The organism is Brevibacillus sp. AF8, assembly GCF_021270385.1.
Classification (GTDB): domain Bacteria; phylum Bacillota; class Bacilli; order Brevibacillales; family Brevibacillaceae; genus Brevibacillus.
The window spans coordinates 1-1,494 of record NZ_JAGQDN010000047.1 but is presented as its reverse complement, the minus strand read 5'-3'; the positions used below and the strand labels follow the sequence as shown (position 1 = coordinate 1,494).

Below are 1,494 nucleotides of genomic sequence, written 5' to 3'. Positions count from 1 at the left end.
TTAAAGCGACACCGCGTTAATGTGTTATTATTTTTATAATATCATTTAACAGTAGGTGATAATTGTGCTTTCCTCCAATGATAAAAATCCACAAATGCATTACGAATTTGTATGCCTCGATGAATTGGTCCCGGAGGACCATTTATTAAGGGTAATTCAAAAGCATATAGATTTCTCCTTCATCCGAGAAAAAGTACGTCAATATTATTGCGAAGATAACGGTAGACCTTCCATTGATCCTATTGTGTTATTTAAAATGATTTTCATTGGATACCTTTACGGTATCCGCTCAGAGAGGCAGCTCGAAAAAGAAATTCAGACCAACATTGCCTATCGTTGGTTTCTTGGCCTTTCTTTAACAGATCGAGTTCCAGATCACACAACAATCAGTTGGAATCGTCGAACCCGTTTTAAAAATACAAATGTTTTTCAGGAGATTTTTGATGAAATTGTGCGTTTGGCGATTCAGCATCGAATGGTCGCTGGACGTGTATTGATAAGTGATTCCACGCATCTTAAAGCAAATGCGAATAAACGAAAATTTAAGAAGCATGTCATCGAGAAAACGAGTCGTGCCTATCTCAAAGATTTAGAGGCAGCAATTAATGAAGACCGCGAAGTACATGGAAAAAAGGATTAAAGCCTAGAGAGGGTGTGAAGGAAGAAAAGGAAATCAAGGTGAGTACTACTGATCCAGAAAGTGGCTACATGGTTCGAGACAGCAAGCCCGAAGGCTTTTTCTATCTCGATCACCGGACCGTCGATCATAAGTACAATATTATTACCGATGTCCATGTCACTGCTGGCAATGTCCATGATTCCGTTCCTTACATAGATAGGCTGAATCTCCAAATCGAGAAGTTTGGGTTTAAGGATACAATTGAAGCAATTGCATTAGATGCTGGTTACTTAACTACTCCAATCTGCAAGGCACTTCACGATATAAATGTATTTGCTGTCATCGGTCATCGTGCCTTTACACCTGTTAAAGGCCTTTTTGCTAAATGGCGTTTTAAATATGCTCTGGAGTCCGATGTGTACATATGCCCTCAAAAACATAAGCTTACTTATTCGACTACTGATCGAAACGGATACAGGATGTATAAGTCCAATAAAGAAATTTGTAAAACTTGTCCAAGGCTTACTGAGTGTACCCGATCTAAAAATCACCAAAAGGTGATAAGCAGGCACGTTTGGGAAGAGAGTAAGGAATGGGTTCGACAGAACCGTTTAAGTAAATCAGGGAAATATTTATACAGATTAAGATACCAAACCATAGAGCGAAGCTTTGCAGATGCTAAAGAACTGCATGGGCTTCGCTATTGCAGGTTACGCGGACGAGAAAATGTCCAAGAGCAGGCATTGATGACAGCAACAGTTCAAAACATTAAAAAGATAGCACTACACCTAGCGAAGGCAAGTTAGGTGCAGGCTACCTCTTTTTCAGCACTTCGTGCTGGAACAATACCAAAAAGAAATCCCCCAAAAAGGGGG

General features: G+C 39.8%; 1 protein-coding gene. It reads left to right on the top strand.

The window, feature by feature from the left end; translation table 11 throughout:
- Positions 1–94 precede the first annotated feature (94 nt).
- Positions 95–1,425, top strand: a protein-coding gene (locus KB186_RS28195; RefSeq protein WP_232774857.1) for an IS1182 family transposase whose coding sequence is annotated in 2 segments (ribosomal slippage) — positions 95–635 and positions 635–1,425 — 1,332 coding nt in all. Because the reading frame shifts where the segments join, the coding sequence is not laid out codon by codon here.
- Positions 1,426–1,494: the final 69 nt, after the last annotated feature.